The 16,280-nt window shown below is 67.8% G+C and carries 11 protein-coding genes; 6 read left to right on the forward strand and 5 right to left on the reverse strand.

Annotated elements, in window-relative coordinates:
* Positions 1 to 16 precede the first annotated feature (16 nt).
* The 5 genes from EJI00_RS18755 to EJI00_RS18775 all read left to right on the forward strand — a co-directional run bounded on the left by EJI00_RS18755 (position 17) and on the right by EJI00_RS18775 (position 4,611).
* A complete protein-coding gene (locus EJI00_RS18755; protein WP_126749005.1) occupies positions 17 to 772 on the forward strand; it encodes an amino acid ABC transporter ATP-binding protein in 756 nt (251 codons plus the stop codon).
* A complete protein-coding gene (locus EJI00_RS18760; RefSeq protein WP_126749006.1) occupies positions 772 to 1,515 on the forward strand; it encodes a sugar phosphate isomerase/epimerase family protein in 744 nt (247 codons plus the stop codon). Before EJI00_RS18755 ends, EJI00_RS18760 begins: the two co-directional genes overlap by 1 nt.
* Before the next feature lie 6 nt (positions 1,516 to 1,521).
* Positions 1,522 to 2,475 (forward strand): sugar kinase, encoded by a 954-nt coding sequence (locus EJI00_RS18765; RefSeq protein ID WP_126749007.1) that lies wholly within the window; start codon positions 1,522 to 1,524, stop codon positions 2,473 to 2,475.
* Between the two features lie 2 nt (positions 2,476 to 2,477).
* Positions 2,478 to 3,461, forward strand: a complete 984-nt coding sequence (locus EJI00_RS18770) for a 2-hydroxyacid dehydrogenase (protein ID WP_126749008.1) — start codon at positions 2,478 to 2,480, stop codon at positions 3,459 to 3,461.
* 124 nt (positions 3,462 to 3,585) lie between these two features.
* Complete coding sequence (locus EJI00_RS18775) at positions 3,586 to 4,611, forward strand: LacI family DNA-binding transcriptional regulator (RefSeq protein WP_126749009.1); 1,026 nt, start codon at positions 3,586 to 3,588, stop codon at positions 4,609 to 4,611.
* 325 nt (positions 4,612 to 4,936) lie between these two features.
* Here the strand turns inward: EJI00_RS18775 and EJI00_RS18785 are convergent, their stop codons facing one another.
* From EJI00_RS18785 to EJI00_RS18805, 5 genes are all read right to left on the reverse strand, one after another.
* Positions 4,937 to 5,395: a RidA family protein gene (locus tag EJI00_RS18785; protein WP_126749010.1), complete on the reverse strand. Its 459-nt coding sequence runs from the start codon at positions 5,393 to 5,395 to the stop codon at positions 4,937 to 4,939.
* Positions 5,392 to 6,384: a transglutaminase N-terminal domain-containing protein gene (locus EJI00_RS18790; RefSeq protein ID WP_126749011.1), complete on the reverse strand. Its 993-nt coding sequence runs from the start codon at positions 6,382 to 6,384 to the stop codon at positions 5,392 to 5,394. The genes EJI00_RS18785 and EJI00_RS18790 overlap by 4 nt, the downstream gene beginning before the upstream one ends.
* Positions 6,385 to 6,410: 26 nt before the next feature.
* Positions 6,411 to 7,223, reverse strand: a complete 813-nt coding sequence (locus tag EJI00_RS18795) for a basic amino acid ABC transporter substrate-binding protein (RefSeq protein WP_126749012.1) — start codon at positions 7,221 to 7,223, stop codon at positions 6,411 to 6,413.
* A 29-nt stretch (positions 7,224 to 7,252) separates the two neighbouring features.
* The gene (locus EJI00_RS18800) at positions 7,253 to 10,006 is read right to left on the reverse strand and encodes a circularly permuted type 2 ATP-grasp protein (RefSeq protein ID WP_126749013.1); all 2,754 of its coding nucleotides are present in this window, start codon (positions 10,004 to 10,006) and stop codon (positions 7,253 to 7,255) included.
* Positions 10,007 to 10,089: 83 nt separating this feature from the next.
* Positions 10,090 to 13,620, reverse strand: a complete 3,531-nt coding sequence (locus EJI00_RS18805; protein WP_126749014.1) for a DUF2126 domain-containing protein — start codon at positions 13,618 to 13,620, stop codon at positions 10,090 to 10,092.
* 139 nt (positions 13,621 to 13,759) lie between these two features.
* Between EJI00_RS18805 and EJI00_RS18810 the strand changes: the two genes are divergently transcribed.
* Positions 13,760 to 16,201 carry a DNA internalization-related competence protein ComEC/Rec2 gene (locus EJI00_RS18810; protein WP_260590777.1) on the forward strand — a complete coding sequence of 814 codons (2,442 nt, stop codon included), beginning with the start codon at positions 13,760 to 13,762 and terminating at the stop codon, positions 16,199 to 16,201.
* Positions 16,202 to 16,280: the final 79 nt, after the last annotated feature.

Here is a 16,280-nt window from a genome sequence, read left to right on the forward strand (position 1 = left end):
AAAAGGGAATCCTGGCATGACGACGGAATCGATCATCCGCATGGAAGCGGTCAACAAGTGGTACGGTGAATTCCAGGTGTTGACCGGCATCGACCTGTCGGTGCGCCAGGGTGAACGCATCGTGATCTGCGGGCCTTCGGGCTCGGGCAAATCGACGCTCATCCGCTGCATCAACCGGCTCGAAACGGTGCAGAAGGGCCGGATCGTGGTCGACGGCATCGACCTTACGGCCGGCGGCAAGAACGTGGATGCGGTGCGTGCCGAAGTGGGCATGGTGTTTCAGCAGTTCAACCTGTTTCCGCACCTCACCATTCTGGAAAACTGCACGCTCGCGCCGATGCGCTCGCGCGGCATGAGCAAGGCGCAGGCGGAAGAGGTGGCCATGAAGTACCTCACGCGCGTGCGCATTCCGGAGCAGGCCAGCAAGTATCCGAGCCAGCTTTCCGGCGGGCAGCAGCAGCGCGTGGCCATTGCGCGCGCGCTGTGCATGACGCCCAAGATCATGCTGTTCGACGAGCCCACCTCGGCGCTCGACCCCGAGATGGTCAAGGAAGTGCTCGACACCATGATCGGCCTGGCCGAAGACGGCATGACCATGCTGTGCGTGACCCACGAAATGGGCTTTGCCCGCAGCGTGGCCGACCGGGTGATCTTCATGGCCGAAGGCAAGATCGTCGAGCAGGCGCCGCCGCAGGAATTCTTCAGCAATCCGCAGAACGAAAAAACGCGCCAGTTCCTCGGCCAGATCCTGAGCTCGCACCAAGCCCACTGATGTCTTTTCAGGTACTGATTTCTCTGTCGTCCTTCGGTGCGGCCGAGGTGGGCCGGCATGGCCAGCTCTGGTGCTCGCAGCTGGCGCTCGAGGCGGGGGCCGATTCGGTCGAGGTGCGCGGCGAGATGCTGCGCAACTCCGATGCGGAACTGCCTTCTCTGGCAGGGCTGGCGTCTGTGTATTCCAGCCCCGAAGGCCTCTGGGCCGAAGGCGGCTGGCTCGACAGCGCCGCACTGGCGCGCGGCATTACCGCCGCAACCAGGCTGGGCGCCAAACGGCTCAAGATGTCGATCGGCGATTTTCGTGCGTCGTCTCACGGGTCGCTTTGGGGCCTGAAGGTGCAGCTTGCCGAGACGCGTGTCGAACTGCTGATCGAAAACGACCAGACGGTGCGCGCCGGCACGCTGCCCGCGCTGCAGACCTTCTTCGACGTGGCCGACCGTGCCGGCGTCGAACTCGGCATGACCTTCGACATGGGCAACTGGCACTGGCTGGGCGAGTGCCCGCTGCAGGCGGCACAGGCGCTTGCGCATCGCGTGCGCTACGTGCATTGCAAGGGCGCGCAGCGCCTGCCGCACAAGTGGGTGGCGGTGCCGCTGGGCGACTCGGCCGCGCCGTGGCGCGCCGTGCTGCGCGCGCTGCCGGCCGATGTGCCGCATGCCATCGAATACCCCCTGGTGGGTGACGACCTGCTGGCCGTCACACGCACGCAAATCGATTTCATCCGCTCCGCGCGAGCTTAGAAATACATGACTGAACCGACCGCTTTCGACGTTGCCCTGTTCGGCGAGGCCATGCTGCTGCTCGTGGCCGACCGGCCCGGCCCGCTGGAAAACGCAGAGGCGTTCTACAAGCGCACTGCCGGTGCCGAGACCAATGTGGCCATCGGCCTTTCGCGCCTCGGCCTCAAGGTGGGCTGGGCCAGCCGGCTCGGCACCGACTCGATGGGGCGCTATCTGATTGCGACGATGAAAGCCGAGGGCATCGACTGCTCGCACGTGATCTGCGACCCCGCGCAGCGCACCGGATTCCAGTTCAAGGGACGGGTCACCGATGGCAGCGATCCGCCGGTCGAATACCACCGCAAGGGGTCGGCCGCGAGCCACATGGGCCCGGCCGATGTCGATGAAGCCTGGCTGCGTTCGGCGCGCCACCTGCATGCCACGGGCGTGTTCCCGGCCATCTCCGACACCAGCCTGCAGGCGGCGCTCAAGACGATGGACGTGATGCGTGCAGCTGGCCGCACCATCTCGTTCGACACCAACCTGCGGCCCACGCTCTGGCCGTCGACCGACACCATGCGCCACTGGATCAACGAGCTGGCCTCGCGCGCCGACTGGGTGCTGCCCGGCATCGAAGAGGGTCTGCTGCTCACCGGCCATACCCAGCCCGAAGACGTGGCGCGCTTCTACCGCGAGCGCGGTGCCAAGCTGGTGGTCGTCAAGCTCGGTTCCGAAGGCGCCTACTACGACAGCGACGTGGCCGGCACCGGACGCATCGAGGGTTTTCCGGTGAAGGAAGTGGTCGATACCGTGGGCGCGGGCGACGGCTTTGCGGCCGGCGTGGTGAGCGCACTGCTCGAAGGCAAGAGCGTGCCCGAGGCCGTGCGCCGCGGTGCCTGGATCGGCGCACGCGCGGTGCAGGTGCTGGGCGATACCGAAGGCTTGCCGACGCGCGCCGAACTTGAAGAAGCAGGACTCTGACAATGACCGACAAGAAGAACGTGCTTGTCTTCAGGGCGCTGCCCGAAGACCAGCTCGCGCGCCTGCAGGCCGCGCACCATGTGACCGTTGCCGATCCGCGCAAGGAGCCGGAGGCCTTTGGCGCCGCGCTCGGCACCGCGAACGGACTGATCGGTTCGAGCTACAACATCGACGCCGCGCTGCTCGATGCGGCGCCCCAGCTCAAGGTGATCTCGAGCGTATCGGTCGGTATCGACAACTATCCGCTGGCCGAGCTGCACAAGCGCGGCATCGTGCTGTGCCACACGCCCGACGTGCTGACCGAGACGGTGGCCGACACGGTGTTCGCCATCTTGATGGCCACGCAGCGCCGCGTCGTCGAGCTCTCGAACCTCGTGCGCGAAGGCCGCTGGACCAAGAACATCGGCGAAGAGTTCTTCGGCACCGACGTGCACGGCAAGACGCTGGGCGTTCTCGGCTTTGGCCGCATCGGCCAGGCCGTGGCACGGCGCGCGGCGCTGGGTTTCGGCATGCCGGTGCTCTACCACTCGCGCCGGCCGGTCGACCTGGCCGCGCAGGCGCCCGAGCTGCAGGGCCGGGCCACGCATACACCGCTTGACGAACTGCTCTCGCGTTCGGACATCGTGCTGGCGATGCTGCCGCTGACCGATGCGACGCGCGGCATGATCGATGCCGGCTTCTTTGCACGCATGAAGCCGGGGGCGTCTTTCATCAATGGCGGCCGTGGAGCCACCGTGAACGAAGCTGCCTTGCTCCACGCGCTTGACCATGGCACGCTGCGCGCCGCCGGTCTCGACGTGTTTGCGAAAGAACCGCTGCCCGCCGATTCGCCGCTGCGCACCCATCCGCGCGTCACGCCGCTGCCGCACATTGGTTCGGCCACGCATGAGACGCGGCATGCGATGGCGGAGCTGGCAACCACGAACCTGCTGCAGGTGTTGGCCGGCGAGAAGCCGACGGCGCCGTACGACACGGCGGCTGCATGAGGCCCTCGAGGATTTTCTCCCTCCCCTTCCGGGGGAGGGCAGGGGTGGGGGCAAGCGGCGTACCCAATGCGCGCTCTGCCTGCCCCCATCCCAACCTTCCCCCAGCGGGGGAAGGAGCAAATCCATGAACCCGAGCGGGCGCGCCACCATCGCCGATGTCGCCGAAGCCGCAGGCGTCTCCAAAGCCACCGTCTCGCGTTTTCTCAACCACCGCGAACGCTTGCTGAGCCGCGACATCGCAGCGCGCGTCGAGGCAGCCATTGCCAAGCTGGCCTACACCCCCAGCCCCATGGCGCAGGCACTGAGCCACGGTCGCTCGCGCCTCATCGGCCTGATCGTGGCCGACATCACCAACCCGTATTCAGTGGCGGTGCTGCGCGGCGCCGAGAAGGCCTGCCAGGACGCGGGCTACCTGGTGATGCTGTTCAACCTGGGCAACGAGAGCGAACGCGAGCGCGAGGCCATCGATGCGCTTGCGGGCTACCAGGTCGACGGCTTCATTCTCAACACGCTGGGGCGCGGCAGCAACGTGGTCGATGCGGTCACGCTGCACGGCAAGCCCGCGGTGCTGGTCGACCGGCGGCATGCCGGCATGCACACCGATTTCGTATCGCTCGACAACCATTCGGCCATGCGGGACACCTGTGGCCATCTGGTCGAAGGCGGCTACCGCGAACTGCTCTACGTGACCGAGCCGCAGAAGGGCGTGAGCTCGCGGCGTGAACGCACCGCCGCCTTCGGTGCCTGCGTGGCTGCGCACGAGCCGCGCGTGGCGGGCGAGGTGTTCGAAAGCGTCGAGGGAGAAAGCGACGCGCTGGACGAAGCCTTGCGCGCCTTGCATCGGCGCGCAAAGCGAGGGCGCCGTGCGGCGGTGGTCGCGGGCAATGCGGTGGTCACGCTGCGTGTCGCACAGGCCATGGCGCGCCTGGGGTGGCAATTCGGGCAGGAGCTGGGCTTTGTCGGCTTCGACGACCCGGAGTGGGCTTCGCTCATCGGCCCCGGCCTGAGCACCGTGGCACAGCCCACCGACGCCATCGGCCGCTGCGCCGCTACGTGCCTGATCGAACGGCTGCAGGGGCTGGATGTGGCGGCTCGCCAGCTGCTGCTGCCGGGGCAGCTGGTGGTGCGGGGCTCATCTCAGCCGGCATAACGGCCGGCACAGCGGCGGAGCGATCCGCAACGCCGACGAGGCGGCTGAGCTCGACCCGCTCGGCAATCCAGCGCTGAAAATTTCGTTCGGCCTGCAGCTTGAACTCGTTGCGCGTGCGGTTGCAGATGGCGTGGGCAAGGCGCCGGTGCTTCTGCTTGCGAACGCCGCCCAGCGTCGAATCGTTCAGGTGTTCGATGGTGGCCGAGTCAGGCGTGCTGCGAGGCTCCGCAAAATCCATCGGCAAGCCGCACCAGTGGCAGTTGTTGCCGAAGGAAGAGCGCAGGGCCTGCACGCTCATGGCTGTGGCTGCCCGCGTTGGAGCCGGTCAGCCGACTTCGGCGACCAGGTCGATCTCGACGCAGGCGCCCAGCGGCACCTGTGCCACGCCGAACGCGCTGCGTGCATGCGAGCCCTTTTCGGCGCCGAACACCTCGGCAAACAGCTCGCTGGCGCCATTGGTCACCAGGTGCTGCTCGGTGAAGGTGCCGACGGAGTTGACCAGGCTCATGACCTTGACGATGCGCGTGATCTTGTTCAGGTCGCCCACGGCCGCGTGCAGCGTGCCCAGCAGGTCGATGGCAATGGCGCGCGCGGCCTGCCTGCCTTCTTCGGTGCTGATGTTTGCGCCGAGCTGGCCGGTCCAGACCTTGCCGTCCTTCTTGGCGATATGGCCCGACAGAAAAACCAGGTTGCCGGTGCGCACGAAGGGCACATAGGCCGCGGCGGGGGCGGCGACCGGGGGCAGGGTGATACCGAGGCTGGAAAGCTTGTCGTAAACGCTCATTGGAGATCCTTGTCCGAGGGTTGCGATTGAATTTGCGATTGTGTCTGTGATTGTGACTGCGCCGCTTGCGCCGCCTGCGTGCGCAGCTCTTCGATGGGTTGCACCGTCACGCCCACCTTGAGCGTGTGGCGCGCGCCGCCATGCAGCACGCCGCGCATGGGCGACACGTCGGAATAGTCGCGTCCGATGGCAAGCGCGACGTAGTCTTCGCCCGGCTGGCGGCCGTTGGTGGGATCGAACTCGGCCCAGCCGCCGGCGCTCTCGGGGCCGTCGCCTTCGCCGGGCAGGTACACCGACACCCAGGCATGCGAGGCGTCGGCGCCCACCAGCCGCGGCTGGCCGGGTGGCGGTTGCGTGAGCAGGTAGCCGCTCACGTAGCGCGCGGGCAGGCCCATCATGCGAAAGCAGGCAATCATGATGTGGGCGAAGTCCTGGCACACGCCCTTGCGCTGCGCGAGCGCTTCGACCGCAGGCGTACTGATCTCCGTGCTGTCCGCCTCGTAGGCAAAGTCGCGGTACATGCGCTCGGTGAGTTCCATCGCCACGTCGAAGGTCGGCCGCTCGGGCGCGAAGCTTGCGCGCGCATAGGCCGCAAAGTCGTCGTGGCGGTGCACGTAGGGCGACGGAAAAACAAACTCGGAGGCCGGATCGAAGGTGGCGTCCTTGCGGTAGCGGAAACGCTCGCGAACGGCCTCCCAGGGCAGGTCGCGCGCGACGGCCGGCGAAAGCACAGGCGCCGAGGTTTCGACCACGCTTTCGGCAGTGACCACGAGGCTGTCGTGCGTGGCCTCGAGCGCAAAGAAGGCGCGGGTGTTGCCGTACACGTCGGGCAGTTCGTTGCGCTGCGCGGGCTGGGGTTCTATAGCGAGCTTGTGGCTCACCAGCCGCTGCGAGGCGGTGGCCAGCGGCTTCAGGTGGGCCAGGTGCTGCGCCGTTTCGACCGGGGGCGAATACTCGTAGCGGGTTTCGTGCGTGACGTGAAGAAGCATGGGGTTCCTGCTGGGGCTAGCTGGGGCTACTTCGGCGCGCCGCCGAAATGCGCCGCGTAGATCTTGTCGTAGCTGCCGTCGGCCTTGATGTCGTCGAGGCCCTTGTTGATCTTGGCCAGGAGCTCCGCATTGCCTTTCTTGACTGCAATGCCGTATTGCTCGACCGGAAAGGCCGCATCGCTCACCGTCTTGAATCCGCCGCCTGGGTTGTTGGCAAGGTAGTGCTCCACCACGCCGTTGTCGGCCACCACGGCTTGTACGCCGCCGGCTTCGAGTTCCTTGAGCGCGAGCGGCGTGGACTCGAAGCGCTTGATGTTGCCGCTCGACTTGCCCTGCAGCTTGCCCACCACTTCGTCGCCCGTGGTGCCGTTCTGCACGCCGACCTTCATGGCCTTGATGTCGTCGAACCTGGCCACCTGTGCATCGCGCCTGACCGCGATGAGTTGCTTGGCTTCGAAGTAGGGCTTCGAAAAGTCCATCGTCTGGCGGCGCTCGCCGGTGATGGTGATGGCAGACACCAGCAGGTCGCGGTCGCCCTGGTCGAGCGCGTTGAAGATGCCTTCCCACGGCGTGTTGACGAACTTCACTTCGAAGCCGGCCTTGCCCGCGATCGCCTTGACCACCTCGATGTCGAAACCGACGATCTCGCCCTTTTCGTTCTGCGACTCGAAGGGGGTGTAGGCGGCATCGGTGCCGACGACCAGCACCCGGGCCGCGGGCGGAGGCGCGGCCGTACCCGCGGTGGTGGGCTCCTGCTTGCCACAGGCGGCCAGCGCAAGAGCGGCAAGTCCAGCCGCAAGCCCGGCGGCGATCCACGTGATGCGGCGGTTGGCAAGCATGCTGCGGCCTTCTTCAAAAAAGGGCGTGTTCAGGCGCCGACCGAACGCAGCGATTCCGACGTGAGCGTGAAATAGCGCGTGCCGATGGCGTCGGACACATGGTAGGCCGCGGTCTCGCAGCTGGCGAGAAGCTGGACCAGTGCGGGGTAGTCGGCATCGGTGCCGGCCGCGCACAGGTGCTCCAGCGTCCAGGTTGCGGGGTCGGGCAGTTCGTAGGACAGCGCAGTGAGCTTGCCGGGCGCGCTGCCCGCAAGGCGCGCAATGCGCCCGCGCAGCGTTTGCGTGACCCACGCCAACGAGCGCGGGTTCTCGGCGTCGAGCACCAGCAGGTCGACCAGCGTGGCCACATCGCGCCGCTGCTGGTAGCGGGCGTGGAAGGTGATGGTGCTGTCGAACAGCGCCACCATGGCTTCGAAGCCACTCACCTCGTGCACGGCGCCGTTCTCGAAGCCGGCTTCCAGTGCGTTCGACAAAAAGCCCAGCCGCTCGATGTGGCGGCCGATCGACAGCAGGCGCCAGGCGTCGTCGCGCGTCATGCGGTCGGTCTGCGCGCCGGTCATGGCGGCCAATGCGGTGCTTGCGGATTCGAGCGCGCGCAGCGCTGCGCCGGTGGCAAAGCTGCCTTCGCCCGCCTGCTCGGCGGCACGCCGCAGAAACTCGGCTTCGGTGCGCACGATCTGGTTCCAGTTGTCCTGCGAGAGCCGTTCGCGCACGGCGGCGGCGGCCTGCCGGATGCAGCGCAGGCTGAAGCCCACGCTGCCGCCGCGCTCCACGTCACCGAGCTCTGCAACCAGCGCGCGTTCGAACACCCGGCGCGATTGCGGCGCACTGGGCACCCCCGCCGGCACCAGTGCATTGCGCAGGGCCATGCGATGCAGCCATTCGAGCAGCGGGCGCGAAGACTGGTCTTCGCTGCCCAGGAGGTTGAGCGTGAGGCGCGCGAGCCGCACCGCGTTTTCCGCCCGCTCGGTGTAGCGGCCGAGCCAGAACATGTTCTCGGCCGCACGGCTGGTGACCGGCGCGCGGTGCCGCGCAAGCGAAGCCGGCGTGGCATGCGGCTGCAGCAGCGTGGTGCGATCGACTTCGCCGTGCGTTTGCACCCACACGTCGGCACTGCTGCCGCCGCGCTGCATGGAGGCGATCTGCGCATCGCGGCCCGCAAGCCGTGCCAGCCCGCCGGGCAGCACCCGCCATGACTGCGCGCCGTCGCTCACAGCGAAAACGCGCAGCAGCATCGCGCGCGGCGCAATGTGGCCCGGCCCCAGGTCGTTGGCCCAGGTGGGCATCTGCGAGAGCGGCAGGTAGCTCTGGATGGTGTGGGCCTCGCCGTCGCGCACGATGCGGCCGGCCCATTCGTCGAGTTGGCGCCGGCTCAGCTCGCTGCCGAGCACCGCGTCGAAGCTGGTCTGCCCGTCGAACCCGGGGTAGGTCGGCTTGATGGCGCATTCGCCCAGCTGCGGCAGCACGGCCTCGAGCGCGGCACGCTCGCCGCACCACCAGGTCGGCAGCGCTGGCAGCTTGAGCTTTTCGCCGATGAGGCGGCGCGCGAGTCCCGGCAAGAAGCCCAGGAGCGCGGGCGATTCGAGAAATGCCGAACCCGGCATGTTGGCCACCAGCACGTTGCCGGCCCGAATGGCCTGCAGCAGGCCGGGCACGCCCAGCGTGGAATCCGGCCGCAGTTCGAGCGGATCGAGGAACTGGTCGTCCAGCCGCTTGATGAGCCCGTGCACCGGGCGTAGGCCCTGCAGTGTCTTGAGATAGAGCCGCTGGTCGCGCACCGTGAGGTCGCTGCCCTCGACCAGCGTCACGCCGAGATAGCGCGCAAGGTACGCGTGCTCGAAGTAGGTCTCGTTGTAGGGGCCCGGCGTGAGCAGCGCGATGTGGGGCGGCACGCCGGCCGGGCACATGCGTTGCAGGCCGTCCATCATGGCGCTGTAGGTGGCGGCCAGGCGCTGCACATGCAGGGCCTCGAAGGCCTGCGGAAACTGGCGCGTGATGGCGAGGCGGTTCTCGAGCAGGTAGCCCAGGCCCGAGGGCGCCTGCGTGCGCTGCGACACCACCCACCAGTTGCCGTCGGGCCCGCGGGCGAGGTCGAAGGCCGCAATGTGCAGCCATGTGTCGCCCGGCGGCTTCACGCCGTGCAGCGCGCGCAGGTAGCCGGGGTGCCCGCGCACCAGTGCTGGCGGCAGGAGGCCTTCGCTCAGCAATTGTTGCGGGCCGTAGACGTCGGCCATGACGCGGTCGAGCACGCGCACGCGCTGCAGCACGCCGGTTTCGATCTGGTTCCAGCTTTCGGGCGAGACGATCAGCGGGAACAGGTCGAGCGACCACGGGCGCTGCGGGCCGTTGGCGTCGGCGTACACGTTGTAGGTCACGCCGTTGTCGCGGATCTGCCGTTCCAGGTTGACCGCTCGCCGGGGCAGGTCGCCGAACCCGCCTGGGCCGAGCTGCTCGAAGAAAGCGTTCCAGGCCGGCGTGAGGGGCGGCTTCTCGTGGGAGGGCTGCGGTTGCTGGAGAACCTGGGTCTGTGTCTGCGTCTGGAACTGGGCCTGCAACGGATTCGGTGCAAACGCGGGCCGCTCGGCCGCCGCATCGTAGAGCGCGGGCGGCGTGGCCACTGACGGGGCTACGCCGACGACCTGGCGCGGCGGCGCGGCGGGCGTGGCCTGGCCGCGCAGTTCGTCGAAGTGGCCGGGCAGGGCGGCCGGGGCGAGCGCAGACGCCAGGGCGGCCGGAAATTCCAGCGCCTGGGCGTCGAACAGGGATTCGTTCAAAGGGTCCACAGGGGTTGGATTGTCACATTGCCGTCACCGGGCGAGGTGGCGGGCAATGTGCTAAATGTCCCCTTGGGTGGCTTTACGGCCCTTCACCGCCGCAAATCGAGGGTGAACGGGAATTCGCGGCTGCCCGCGAGCTCGATGGTGGCCGGCGGCGTGCGCATCAGGCCGGGCGTGTGGCCCATGCGCGCAAAACGCGACATGCGCCGGCTTTCCGCTTCATAGGCGTTCACAGGCAGGGTGTCGTAGTTGCGCCCGCCCGGGTGGGCCACGTAGTACTGGCAGCCGCCCAGCGAGCGCTTCATCCAGGTGTCGACGATGTCGAAGGTGAGCGGCGCGTGGGCGCCAATGCTTGGATGCAGCGCCGAAGGCGGGTTCCAGGCCTTGTAGCGCACGCCCGCCACAAACTCGCCCACGGTGCCGGTGGGTTGCAGCGGCAGCACCTTGCCGTTGACGGTGATCACGTGGCGGCTTTCGTTCAGGCCGGTCACGCGCACCTCGATGCGTTCGAGCGACGAGTCGACATAGCGCACCGTGCCGCCGGCGGAGCCCTCTTCGCCCATCACATGCCAGGGCTCGAGCGCGTTGCGCAGTGAGAGCTCCACGCCCATGGCCTGTACCTGGCCCACCAGCGGAAAGCGGAACTCGAAATGCGGCGCGAACCAGTCGATGTCGAACGCGAAACCGGCTTGGCGCATTTCGCCGATCACGTCGTCGAAGTCCATCTTGACGAAGGTCGGCAGCAGGAAGCGGTCGTGCAGCTCGGTGCCCCAGCGGGTGACGGGCGCCTTGTAGGGCTCGTCCCAGAAGCGCGCCACCAGGGCGCGAATCAGCAATTGCTGCGCAATGCTCATGCGCGCATGCGGGGGCATTTCGAAGGCGCGCAGTTCGAGCAGGCCGAGACGGCCGGTGCTGGAGTCGGGCGAATAGAGCTTGTCGATGCAGAACTCGCTCCTGTGCGTATTGCCCGAAACGTCGATCAGGATGTTGCGCAGCGTGCGGTCCACCAGCCACGCCGGCATGTTCTGGCCATGGATCTCGCGGTTTCTCGCGATTTCCTTCAGGGCGATTTCAAGCTCGTAGACCTGGTCGTTGCGCGCTTCGTCGACGCGCGGCGCCTGGCTGGTAGGGCCGATGAACATGCCCGAGAACAGGTAGCTCAGCGACGGATGGTTGTGCCAGTAGAGCAGCAGGCTGGCCAGCAGCTCGGGCCGGCGCAGGAAGGGGCTGTCGGCCGGCGTGGCGCCGCCCATCACGAAATGGTTGCCGCCGCCGGTGCCGGTGTGGCGGCCGTCGGTCATGAACTTCTCGGCCGAGAGGCGGGTTTCGAACGCGGCGTTGTAGAGAAACTCGGTGTGGTCGACCAGTTCCTTCCAGTTGTGGGCCGGGTGGATGTTGACTTCGATCACGCCTGGGTCGGGGGTGACGGCCAGCATTTTCAGGCGCGGGTCGCGCGGCGGCGGGTAGCCTTCCATCACGATGCGCATGCCGAGCTGCTCGGCCGTGGCTTCGACGGCGGCGACCAGGTCGAGATAGTCTTCCAGGCGCGCGAGCGGCGGCATGAAGACATAGAGCACGCCCGAGGCGCTGCCCTTTTTCTCGGCCGCCGGGCCGTTGGCGCGGCGCGGGTCGCGCACTTCGACGCACAGTGCGGTGCGCGTGACCCAGTGGGCCGATTCGCCGCGCAAGGGCTGGCGGGTGGCCGGGTTCGCGGAGCGGTCTGCGGTTTGGGCCGCCGCATCGCCCTTCGCTGCATCGCCGCTCGTGGTTGCACCGCCGCCGGGCGACTGCATGCGCAAGGCGGCTGGCACCGCGGGCGGGGCACCGAAGTCGTAGGGCACGGCGCCAAGGTCGGCTCCGGTCGCGCCGCCGGCGGGCATGGCGTAGCGCGCGCGGTAGTCGGCCGAAGTGGGCAACGCGGCGCGCGGCGCGGTCGGGTCGCGCTCGACCAAGTAAGGGTAGTCGCCCTTGCTGGCCCAGGGCTGCGAATCGAGCGGCAGCCGATAGCCCATGGGCGAATCGCCCGGGATCAGGTAGAGCCGGTCGTCGCGCAGGAACCAGGGGCCGGTTTTCCAGCCCGGGCCTGCGAGTGCGGGCGCATCGGCATCGGCGTTGCCGGGTTCGAGCGGCAGCATGTAGCCGATGACCGCGTCGAGCTTTTGCGTGAACACGCGGCGCAGGCGAACCCGCTCGAGCTCGTCGTCGAGCTTCGACTCGAAGGGGTCGACGTTCACCGGCAGGCGGCGCTCGCGCCACAGGTAGTAGTAGACGTCTTCGTAGCCGGGCTGGACGTAGCGCTCGGTAATGCCGAGCTTGTGCGCCAGCACGGTAGTGAAGCGGCGCGCGTCTTCGCTCGTGTAGTGCGTGGGCACGCGCTCGTCGGCAAAGAGTTCGGGATTGTGCCAGAGCGTCTGGCCGTCGGCACGCCAGAAGATCGACAGCGCCCAGCGCGGCAGTTGCTCGCCGGGGTACCACTTGCCCTGGCCGAAGTGGAGAAAGCCGCCCTGGCCGTATTCGGCGCGCAGCCTGTGGACGAGCTCGGTGGCGTAGCCGCGCTTCGTCGGGCCGAGCGCATCGGTGTTCCATTCGGGCGCGTCGCGGTCGCTGGTGGCCACGTAGGTCGGTTCGCCGCCCATGGTGAGCCGCACGTCGCCGGCCTTCAGGCGCGCATCGACCGCGTCGCCGAGCGCGAGCACCTCGGCCCATTGCTCTTCGGTGTAGGGCTTGGTAACGCGCGGCGATTCGTAGATGCGCGTGACCTTCATCTCGTGGCCGAACTCGACCTCCGATTCGTCGACGCCGCCTTCGATGGGCGCCGCGCTCGAAGGCGTGGGCGTGCAGGCGAGCGGAATGTGGCCTTCGCCGGCCATGAGGCCCGAGGTGGCGTCCAGGCCGACCCAGCCCGCGCCCGGCAGGAACACTTCGCACCAGGCGTGCAGGTCGGTGAAGTCGACCGTGGTACCGCTCGGGCCGTCGAGCGCCTTCACGTCAGGGGTCAGCTGGATCAGGTAGCCCGAAACAAAACGCGCCGCCAAGCCGCAATGGCGCAGCAGCTGCACCAAGAGCCAGCCCGAGTCGCGGCACGAGCCGCTGCCGTTGGTGAGCGTTTCTTCCGGCGTCTGCACACCGGGCTCCATGCGGATCAGGTAGTTGACGTCTTTCTGTACCTGCTGGTTCAGGCCGACCAGGAAGTCGATGGTGCGCTGTTCCTTGCGATCGATCTTGTCGAGGTAGGCCGAGAGCAGCGGCGTGGCTTCTTCGGTGACCAGGTAGGGCGCGAGTTCCTCGGCCTGCGAAGCGGTGTACTTGAATGGAAAGTTCTCGGCCTGCGGCTCGAGGAAGAAGTCGAAGGGGTTGTAGACCGCCATCTCGACCACCAGGTCGACCGTGACCTTGAACTCGCGCGTCTTCTCGGGAAACACGAGCCGCGCCTGGTAGTTGGCGAACGGGTCCTGCATCCAGTTGACGAAGTGCTCGGCCGGCTCGACCTTGAGCGAATACGAGATGACGTTGCTTCGGCAATGCGGCGCGGGACGCAAGCGCACGACCTGCGGTCCCAACTGCACCAGGCGGTCGTATTTGTAGTGGGTGACGTGGTGGAGTGCGGCGTGAATGGACATGCGTTTGTGTGCAGTACTGCGAGATTGCATCGAAAAGATGTCTCTTGTGAGACGCATACTAGCCCAGATACCAAGCAATTAACGCGCCATTGAGCGTGGGTCCGGGGAGGGCTTGCATCGTGTGTTCTGGAGTTTGCGGTTGACGCGCGCAAAGGCGTCGGGCGGCGTCGTGGCCGGATCGTGGGCCTTTGCTGCGCTGGGCGGAACCTTGGTCGGCGCGGCATTGCAACTGCATCAGGCGCGGCTTTGGAGCGCGGCGTTCTATGCGGCCTTGTTCATCGCGGGACTTGCGGGGCTGGCCGTGCTCTCCAGGCGGCGGTGGTCTTATTTGCCGATGTTCGTTGCCCTGGCTTGCGGCGCATCCGCTGGGGGCGGACTTGCCGGATGGCGGGCGGTTGCCTATGCGGATGGCGCATTGGACCCGGCCCTCGAAGGGCGCGATCTCCAGGTGACCGGCGTGGTGGCGCAAATGCCCCAGCGCAACGAAGGCGGCACGCGTTTCCGTCTCGATGTCGAGTCGGCACGCTGGGCCGATGAGCGCATTGAAACTTCGGTTCGTGTGCCAGCGCGCATTGCGCTCGGCTGGTATCGCGACGACACCAGCCTGTGGGGGCGCGCGCCAGAAGGGCGTGCCGGCGGAGCGGCCGACGCGGCCTCGCTGCATGCGGGTGAACGCTGGCGCCTCACGGTGCGGCTGAAGGCGCCGCACGGCAACCTCAATCCGCATGGTTTCGACAACGAGCTGTGGATGTGGGAGCAGGGCGTGCGCGCCAGCGGCTATGTGCGAACGGGCGCCCGCGATGCCGCGCCGATCCGTCTTCAATCCACATGGTTGCACCCGCTCGAACGTGCGCGCGAAGCAGTGCGCGATGCGGTGTTCGAACGCGTGGCCGACGCGCGGCAGGCCGGCGTGATTGCCGCCCTTGTCACTGGCGACCAGGGCGCCATCGACCGCGGGGACTGGGATATTTTTCGCGCCACCGGGGTTGCGCACCTGATGTCGATCTCGGGCCTGCACATCACGATGTTCGCCTGGCTCGCCGCGCACGCGGTCGGGGCGGCGTGGCGGCGCAGCGTGCGGCTCACGCTGCGCTTTCCCGCGCCGCAGGCCGCACTCGTCGGCGGCGTGCTGTTGGCCGGGCTCTATGCGCTCTTCAGCGGCTGGGGCGTTCCTTCGCAGCGCACGGTCTGGATGCTGGCCACAGCGGCGCTGCTGCGGCTTACCGGGCGGCGCTGGCCATGGCCGCATGTGTGGCTGCTGATCGCGGCGGTGGTGGTGGCTATCGACCCTTGGGCGCTGATGCAGGCGGGCTTTTGGCTCAGCTTCGTCGCGGTCGGCGTGCTGTTCACGACCGGCTTCATGAGGCCTGCCGGCGAGACGACCGGGCCATTGCTCCGGCTGCTGGCGTTTTTTCGCGAGCAATGGGTGATCACGTTGGCCCTTACCCCGCTGAGTCTGCTGCTCTTCCAGCAGGTGTCGGTGGTCGGCTTGCTGGCCAACGCCGTCGCTATTCCGTGGGTAACGCTCGTCATCACGCCGCTGGCCATGCTGGGGACCGCCGTGCCGCCTCTTTGGGACCTTGCTGCGTGGGCCGTGCAGGCGCTGGCCGTGCTGCTGAAGTGGCTTGCCGCCTTGCCCTATGCCACGCTGTCGATGGCTGCTCCCCCAGCGTGGATGGCCGGCTTCGGTGTGGCGGGCGGCGTGCTGCTGGCCATGCGCCTGCCGTGGTCGCTGCGTCTGCTCGGCCTGCCGCTTCTGCTGCCGGTGCTGCTGTGGCAGGCGCCCCGGCCCTCCGCCGGGCAGTTCGAAGTGCTTGCGGCCGACATCGGGCAGGGGAACGCGGTTCTCGTGCGCACGGCAACGCACAGCCTGCTGTACGACGCGGGTCCGCGCTACAGCCTGGAGAGCGACGCCGGGCATCGCGTGCTGGTGCCCTTGCTGCGTGCCTTGGGCGAACGGCTGGACATGCTTGTGCTGAGCCACCGCGACAGCGACCACACCGGCGGCGCGGCCGCGGTGCTCGCAATGCAGCCCCAGGCCGAAGTCCTGAGTTCGATCGAAGCCAACCATCCGCTGCAGGCTGTCCGCCCGAACAGGCGCTGCGAAGCGGGCCAGCGCTGGACCTGGGACGGGGTGGATTTCGAGATCCTTCATCCCGCGCCGGCCGACTATCTTTTCTTCACCAAGCCCAACGCCGTTTCTTGCGTGCTGCGCATCGCGAACGGCCGGGCCACGGTGCTGCTGGCCGGCGACGTCGAACGCCTGCAGGAGGCCGCCCTGGTGGCGCGAACCCTGGAGCTTCGCGCCGACGTGCTGCTCGCGCCGCATCACGGCAGCAAAACCTCGTCGAGCGCGGCGCTGCTCGAGGCGGTGCGCCCGCGCATTGCGCTGGTTCAGGCCGGCTACCGCAACCGCTTCGGCCACCCGGCCCGCGAGGTGGTCGAGCGCTATGCCGCCCATGGCGTGCGGCTCGTCGAAAACGTGCCTTGCGGCGCAGCGCTGTGGCGCAGCCGGGCGCCTGAAGAGGTTGGCTGCGAAAGGGAGCGCAACGCCCGTTATTGGCACCACCGCCTGCCCTGAAAAGCGGCGCGCGGTGCGGAATCCGCGCCGACATAGGGCTTTCACTGGCCTCGAACTTGCTAAGCTATGGCTCAAGGAG

It is taken from the genome of Variovorax sp. DXTD-1 (assembly GCF_003984625.1).
Classification (GTDB): Bacteria; Pseudomonadota; Gammaproteobacteria; order Burkholderiales; family Burkholderiaceae_C; genus Variovorax.